General features: G+C 47.6%; 8 protein-coding genes. 7 read left to right on the top strand and 1 reads right to left on the bottom strand.

From position 1 onward, the window contains the following. Positions 1-84: 84 nt before the first annotated feature. The 3 genes from DV520_RS08065 to DV520_RS08075 are packed head-to-tail and all read left to right on the top strand — an operon-like array spanning position 85 to position 3,403. The gene (locus DV520_RS08065; protein ID WP_009244706.1) at positions 85-345 is read left to right on the top strand and encodes a hypothetical protein; all 261 of its coding nucleotides are present in this window, start codon (positions 85-87) and stop codon (positions 343-345) included. A 5-nt stretch (positions 346-350) separates the two neighbouring features. Then, positions 351-1,016 carry an ABC transporter ATP-binding protein gene (locus tag DV520_RS08070; protein ID WP_071422048.1) on the top strand — a complete coding sequence of 222 codons (666 nt, stop codon included), beginning with the start codon at positions 351-353 and terminating at the stop codon, positions 1,014-1,016. Between the two features lie 14 nt (positions 1,017-1,030). Next, on the top strand, positions 1,031-3,403 hold the full coding sequence (locus DV520_RS08075; protein WP_117142397.1) for an ABC transporter permease: 2,373 nt from the start codon (positions 1,031-1,033) through the stop codon (positions 3,401-3,403). A gap of 225 nt (positions 3,404-3,628) precedes the next feature. Here DV520_RS08075 and DV520_RS08080 read toward each other — a convergent pair whose 3' ends face one another. Then, entirely contained in the window at positions 3,629-4,669 is a 1,041-nt protein-coding gene (locus tag DV520_RS08080; RefSeq protein WP_117142398.1) for a DUF6076 domain-containing protein, read from the bottom strand. A gap of 302 nt (positions 4,670-4,971) precedes the next feature. On the opposite strand from DV520_RS08080, the gene DV520_RS08085 reads away from it, so the two are divergent. From DV520_RS08085 to mobQ, 4 genes are all read left to right on the top strand, one after another. Next, entirely contained in the window at positions 4,972-5,196 is a 225-nt protein-coding gene (locus tag DV520_RS08085) for a helix-turn-helix domain-containing protein (RefSeq protein ID WP_005362423.1), read from the top strand. 147 nt (positions 5,197-5,343) lie between these two features. Further along, positions 5,344-5,547 (top strand): hypothetical protein, encoded by a 204-nt coding sequence (locus tag DV520_RS12735; RefSeq protein WP_004614949.1) that lies wholly within the window; start codon positions 5,344-5,346, stop codon positions 5,545-5,547. A 286-nt stretch (positions 5,548-5,833) separates the two neighbouring features. Beyond that, the gene (locus DV520_RS08095) at positions 5,834-6,151 is read left to right on the top strand and encodes a DUF3847 domain-containing protein (protein ID WP_008816380.1); all 318 of its coding nucleotides are present in this window, start codon (positions 5,834-5,836) and stop codon (positions 6,149-6,151) included. Positions 6,152-6,153: 2 nt separating this feature from the next. Further along, the coding region (mobQ, locus tag DV520_RS08100) for a MobQ family relaxase (protein ID WP_242984670.1) at positions 6,154-7,362 on the top strand (1,209 nt) is incomplete at its 3' end.

A 7,362-nucleotide genomic window follows, 5' to 3' on the forward strand; every position in this document is an offset into this window, starting at 1 on the left:
AATGAAAATTTTTGGCCGCTGTAACATTTCGCGGACATTTGGGTTTTACAATACCCTTATCAACAAAAGTGAGGAGGCGACGCAATGGAACTGACCCCGACCTTGATTTTGAATCTGGCGCTGCTGATCGTCCCGCCCGTTGCCCTTGTGCTGGTGTTCCGGCAATGGCTGGCCCGGCACATCCGCTGGACGGTTGCCTTGACTGCTCTCTGTGATGTTCTCCTATTTTGGGATGAATTGTTCTACTATGAGAGCTTCGGTCTGTTCGCTGTGCTGATTCTGGTGCAGTTGGCGGCCACCGGCGCAGCAGCGTTCCACATTTACAACAAACAAAGAAAGGATTGAATTTTATGAGCATTTTACAGACTATCGACCTGAAAAAGTATTACGGCACAGAGCCGAACATCACCCGCGCCCTTGACGGCGTGAACTTCTCCGTAAATGACGGCGAGTTTGTGGCCGTTGTGGGAACCTCCGGCAGCGGCAAGTCTACCCTGCTTCACATGATGGGCGGGCTGGACACCCCTACTTCCGGCAATGTGATTGTCCGGGACAAAGAGCTGTCGAAAATGAACGACGAACAGCTTACCATCTTCCGCCGCCGCAACATCGGTTTTATCTTCCAGAACTATAACCTTGTTCCCATTCTGAATGTGTATGAGAACATTGTCCTGCCGGTGGAGCTGGACGGGGACACGGTGGATCAGAAGTTTTTGGACGAGATCGTTCACCTGCTGGGACTGGAAGATAAACTGAAAAATATGCCGAACAATCTTTCCGGCGGACAGCAGCAGCGTGTGGCGATTGCCCGCGCCCTGATTACCAAACCGGCTATTGTGCTGGCCGACGAGCCGACTGGCAACCTTGACAGCAAGACTAGCGCCGAGGTGCTGGGGCTTATCAAGCGTACCAGTGCGGAGTTCCGGCAAACTGTTGTGATGATTACCCACAACAACGACATTGCCCGCCTTGCAGATCGGATTGTCCGCATTGAGGATGGCAAGATTGTGGAATAAGGAGGTGGCAGGCTATGACATGGCCTTTTGAAAATGATACCAGCGCCATTACAAAGAAGCTGGCAAAGAAAAGTTTGCAAAGCGAGAAGCGCCGGAATCTGATGGTAGTGATCGCCGTTGCGCTGGCGGCATTTCTGATCTGCTTTACGGGAATTGTAGCTACTTCCCTGACACAAATGCAGCGCAATCAGGTTGTCGATACTTATGAGGCGGTCTGGCTGGGCGTAGAGGAAAACGACATTGAAACCCTGAAAGGACTGCCGGAGTTTGAGCGCGTAGGCGGCTACTATATGCTCGGTGAGGAACTTTCGGAACAGGGCTATCATGCCTCTTATGTATATAATGACGCAGAAATGATGGAGATTGGGCGCGACCAAATGAAGCTATTGGAGGGGAATCTGCCCCAAAAAGCAAATGAAGTTGTCGTAAGCGAATACTTTCTCTCCACCTATGGAAACAATGCCAAGATCGGGGACAGTGTGACCTTAGATACCGAGAGTTTTCATGGTGATTATGTCGTTACCGGCATTATGGACAGCGTAAATGAAAAAGAAGCGAATACCTGCGCTATCATTCTTTCCAAAGCTGCCCTGACAGAATGGAAAGGGTTTGATCCGGCTGGGTATCGCGCCTATGTCCATTTCAAAAACAGCGACCAGTTGGGCGAGGAACTGATAACCTCTTATTGCAGGGAGATTGCAGAGGAATATCAGCTTCCTAATCCCAGCATGAACAACAAGTATTTTGCTTATGCTTCTAAATCCTTTGATTTTTTACCGATTGTTGGTGTGATTGTTATTGTTCTGATCGGCGGCTATATTGTGATTCAGAGTATCTTCCGTATCTCCATCAATGACAAAATCAGGAGCTACGGACAGCTTCGGACGATTGGTGCAACGCCAAAGCAAATCAAGCGGATTGTAAAGCGGGAGGGACGCAAACTCGGCAGTATCGGAATTTTGGTTGGTACAGTGCTGGGCGTATGCTGCGGTTTTCTTCTGTTTTCCAAGGGATTTAACGCTGTTTCCTATGTCGTTATGGTTTCCCTGACACTCATAAGCAGTTGGATCATGGTGTCTATTTCCATCCGTAAGCCGGTGAAAATCGCGGCAGGGATTTCCCCCATTGAAGCCGTCCGTTTTACCCCGGTGCAAAAGGACATCCGCAGCCGGAAAAAGAATATCAAGCTCAATCCTGTTTCAATGGGAATTGCGAATTTTAAGCGTGACCGCAAAAAGACAATCTCTATTATAGCGTCTTTGAGTTTGGGCGGAATTATCCTGCTTGTGGTATCCTCCATGGTTTTGCTGCGCTCCCCAGAGGCACTTGCAAGGCAGATTTATCCGTATGGTGACTATAAAATTTATTTACATTCCGAGTTGGCAGTAGAAGAAGCTATGGCAGCGGGAAATCCATTGAATGAGAAATTGAAGCAGGAAATTTTGGCCATTGATGGTGTAACCGATGTGATTACAAAAAGGCAAAGCCTTCATATAAATTATCGTGCCAACGGAATTGATGAGGCTGGTTGGTGTGATATACTAACTGAACAAAATTATTCTGCGGTTGAAGCTGCATTGATAGAGGGAACTATGCCAGCGGATGCACACAGCATCATAATTGATTCGCATACAAGTAATCGTGATAATATAAGAGTGGGAGAAACGGTTGAAGTTACCTCTGGGAAATCAACTATTCCTGTTACTATATCAGGGGTGTTTGACAACGATAGCATACCAACTGATGGACATGGAACAGTCCCAGTTGACTCTCCACTTGAATTTGCAACGGAAGCATTATTCCATGAATTACATCCAGAAATAGCTTCGTTTGACTATTCATGGAACATTGCAAGTGATCCGAAAAAAGCGGACAATGTAGAGTCTGAATTGAAAAATATTGTAGCCACTCATACTGATATTGCGTTAGAAAATATTGACACTATAATTGAGTATGAAAAAAATATAAATTCTTTTGTATTTGGCAGTATGGAGGTACTTTCATGGCTGGTATTCCTCTTTGGCGTTATCAACCTGATTAACACGACCCTCTCTAATCAAATGTCCAGAAAACAGGAAAACAGTGTTTTGCGTTCCATCGGTCTGACCCAAAAGCAGCTATGTAAAATGAATATCTGCGAGGGGCTGTGCTATGCGTTCTTTGCAACATTGGCGACGCTGATCGTTGGGCTTCCGGCTTCCATCTTTGCTTGTAGCAAATTTAGTGTAGGCGCTTTTGCCGGAAAAGTAGTGCCTTACAAATTCCCGGTTTTGGAAATGGGTCTGTTCATTCTGGTATTGTTCGGAATGGAGCTGATCTTATCTGTATGGACAATCCGCAGACAGAAAAAACAATCCCTGATTGAGCAAATGCGGGCGATGGAATAACCCTTTGAGATCGGCGGGGCGGCGTGTGCTGCCCCGCTTTTTTCGCCATTTCTCAAAAAAATTTTTGAAATGTCCGAGCGTTGTAACAATTCAGCCTGTTTTTTTGTCGAAATCAAAGGCACCTCGGACATTTATAGTTCTTCCAAAAGTTTGATGATAATATTACCATTCATGGAAGAAGCAATCTGTTATTGCAATAATGCGAAATTGACGATAGAAAGTTTTTCATATCTCGGTCAGCTCAACAATTACATTACTCTGCTGATACAGCCAGTCCGTAAATTCTTTCGGGCTGGCCGTTCCTGTTTTTACAGCCTTTTTTCTCTGTAAGGCTTCTTTCTTAAAGTCGGAAAAGGAAGCCTGTATTTTTTCCAGACGGTCAGCCGGAAAGCCTGCGGTATTTTTTACCCGGTTTATTTTGTTGCGCCAGTTCTGGCATTCATTTTTATAAAGCAGGTCATAGTTATTTTCTCTTGACCTCTCGTCAAATTCCCGCTTGTTTTGAAGCGTCTGTGCTTTTCGGCACTTGTCGCTGCACAGCTCATACCGCTGGCTCTTTGCCAGAAAATATTTTCCACAGACCTTGCACCGCCGGAAGCAAAGCCCCCAGTCATTCAGCCTGTTCAGATAATAGGTAATCAACGGGTAGAGGGACGCATAGGCAGACACACATTCTTCTGTGCGCCGGTTGTCCGGGAACCAGAGGTCAAGCCGGGTATCTTCTGACGGTGCGCCTTTGAAATAAAGGCTGCCAGCTTGAAATTGTTTCGGTTTTCCTGTCTCCCTGTCAAAGCTCATGGTTTCGTTTTGGAATACCCCGGTCAGTCTGCTCATTTTATCCATGAAGCGGTCACAGGCAGCGTTACGGTCACGGGGTTCTCTGGCAAGCAGATAGCTGTTCCAGATACGGAACGCCACATACATTTTCAGAGGGTCGTTGCTAAGATATTTCTCCCAAAGAAATTCGCTTGCCGCCTGCTCCAGCTCCGGCTGTTTCCATCGGTTGGAGTGGAGAGCTTGCCGCAGCGGAGAAAGCCCGTATAAGTTCCAGTCTCTGTCCGTGTCACGCTCAAAGTTTATCAAAAAAGTTCCCAGTGGGCGTGTCATATCACAAAGCACCTCTGCGTTTTGGCTCCCGTTCAGACGGAAGCGGATCTGCTGTTCTTCCCCAATCAAAATCCGCTCTTTCATTTTCTTCCTGTCCAGCGTCAGGACAAACAAAATCCTCTCAAAACATGGCTCATGCCGTATAAACTGATTCTCCATCCCTATCCCCTGCCTTTGTTTATGGTAATTATATAATTTAGTTATATCCGTTACACTCATGGTATCGCAGAATCATTGTTTTGTCAAGGATAGTACGCTATGATGATTGCGGTTGGTAATTTCGTACCGCACAGTACCTTGACAAGTGAATGACCGTCCAAAAGGGATATGACCGGCAGGAGAAGTGACGCATTCGGCGCACCAATGCAGGGAAACACCGCAGGAATGGGGCAGGAAAACGGCTTTTGGGGAGAACGGCAACAGGAAGCATTTTAACCTATTTGATTTATGGGAGGAACAGAATGAACGATAAAAAGAGATTGAACAGCTACGAGGATTTACCGCTGGTTCTGGATGTGGCGGACATTCAGCGGATTATGGGAATTTCAAGAGCGAGCGCCTATGAGCTGGTACACACACCCGGCTTTCCAGCGTTCCGCAGGGGCAGACTTATCAAGGTCAGCAAAATTGCTTTCTTTGAATGGATGGCAAAAGGCTCCGAAACCGTACCGGGAAGCGACAAATAAGCGTGAGGTATCATTCCCTGACTTGCAATACTGCCGCACTTTCCAAAGGGGCATACAGAGGGAAAAAAACTTAAAAATGATACCGAGACGCTACATCAAAACAGCCTATCTGCGTACATCAGATAGAAACGGAGAAAGGAGCCGGTTATGGCAAGAATGAGTAACAAGCGGCGGTTGGAATGGTCTTTCTTCTTAAATGACCGCAGCCGTATCACTTACAACGAACTGTGCCGGAAATGCCAGCACGAATGTAAACAGAGCTTCCGGGCGGTTGTGGTTGACTGCCCGAAGTATCTTTCCAAGCGTTCCAAGAAAAAGGACAAGACTGCCGGAAACGGCAAAATCCCTTAGGAACTAAGGGCGCACTTCTATACATAGTCTAAAGACCATGTATCGTGCGTCCTGCGGAGCTTACCTCTGCCGCTGATAAAATCAGCAATCCGAGGTCTGCGTTCGCTTCGCTCCGACAAGGTGGCTACACCCCCTTGCGCCGCTAAAGCGGCTATCCCCTGTGTACCCGCCGCAAAGAGAAATCCGCTCTGCGGTTTTCCCTTTTCATCGGGTTTTATAGAAGCACTGACACACGGACTGTCTGCGGATGGTCTTTCTTTATCTTATCAGCAAAGGATGTGAGAACATGGAAAAATCTTTGGAACAGTTGAAGCAGGAATATGAAAAAACCACTGTCCTGCTGGAACAGGAAAAACGGAAAATGCAGCGTTTGAAAAACCGGCAGGCGTATCTGGAAAGCGGTTCCCGGAAACAGAGGACGCACCGGCTGATTACCCGTGGGGCAGCTATTGAGAGCATTGCACCACAGACAAAGGAGCTATCCGAAGCGGAATTTTATTCCCTCATGGAAAGCATTTTGAATCTGCCGCAGGCGGAGCATTTCATCCGGTCTGCCACAGAGAACCACGCCCGTATTTCCGGGCAGGAGAAAGGCGGTGACTAAGGATAGCACTTTATCATTTTTCAATCGCACAGATCAAGCGCAGCGCCGGTCAGAGCGCCATTGCCAGCGCAGCCTATCGAGCCGGGGAGCGTCTTTACAGCAGCTACTATGGAGAAGTCAGCGACTACACCAAAAAGGGCGGCGTGATCGCTTCGGAAATCATGCTGCCGCCCCATGCGCCGGAAATATATCTTGACCGGGCGACCCTCTGGAATGCTGTGGAGAACTGCGAGAAACATCCAAAAGCACAGCTTGCCTATTCCTTTGATATTGCCATGCAGAATGAATTGACGCTGGAAGAAAACATGGAGCTGGCGAGGAAGTTCGTACAGGAGCAGTTTGTGACAAAAGGCATGATTGCCGACCTTGCTTTTCACAGCCCGGAGAAAGAGGACGGCGGCATCCCTAACCCGCATTTTCATGTGATGACAACCATGCGCCCTTTGAACCCGGATGGCACATGGGGACAAAAACAGCGTCGGGAATATCTTCTTGATGAAGATGGAAACCGAATCCGGGATAAAAACGGCGATTATATGTTTAACGCTGTCCATACAACAGACTGGCATGAGCCGGAAACGCTGGAACACTGGCGGGAGCAGTGGGCGGCTGCCGTTAATACAAAATTTGAGGAAAAAGGGCTGGATGTGCGTATCGACCACCGTTCCTATGTGCGGCAGGGGCTTGACCTGATACCTACTGTCCACGAGGGAGCTAATGTCCGGCAGATGGAAGCAAAGGGCATCCGCACCGAGAAAGGGGAACTGAACCGCTGGATTAAAGCCACCAACCGGCTCATGCAGGATGTGAGGAAGAAGATCAAAGCCCTGTTTGTCTGGATGGCAGAGGTAAAAGAAGAACTTTCCAAACCGCAGACACCGAGCCTTGCCGACCTGTTGATCGCTTATTATAACCAGCGCAACGCAGGGGCATGGAGCAATAAAGCCAGAATCGGAAACTTAAAGCAGTTTGCCGAAGCCGTCAATTATCTGACGGAAAACAAGCTGCTCACATTAGAGGATTTGCAGGAGCGTCTTTCCTCTGTCAACGAAGAATTTGAAGCGTTAAGCGACTCCATGAAAAAGAAATCTGCCCGGATAAAGGAATTGCAGGAATTGATACGGGAGGGCGAGAATTACCAGCGGCTAAAACCTGTTCATACGGAATTGAACAATATCAAGTTTAAGAAACAGAGGGAGAAATTTGAAACA

Origin of the sequence: Evtepia gabavorous, assembly GCF_003425665.1 — a bacterium.
GTDB lineage: Bacteria > Bacillota > Clostridia > Oscillospirales > Oscillospiraceae > Evtepia > Evtepia gabavorous.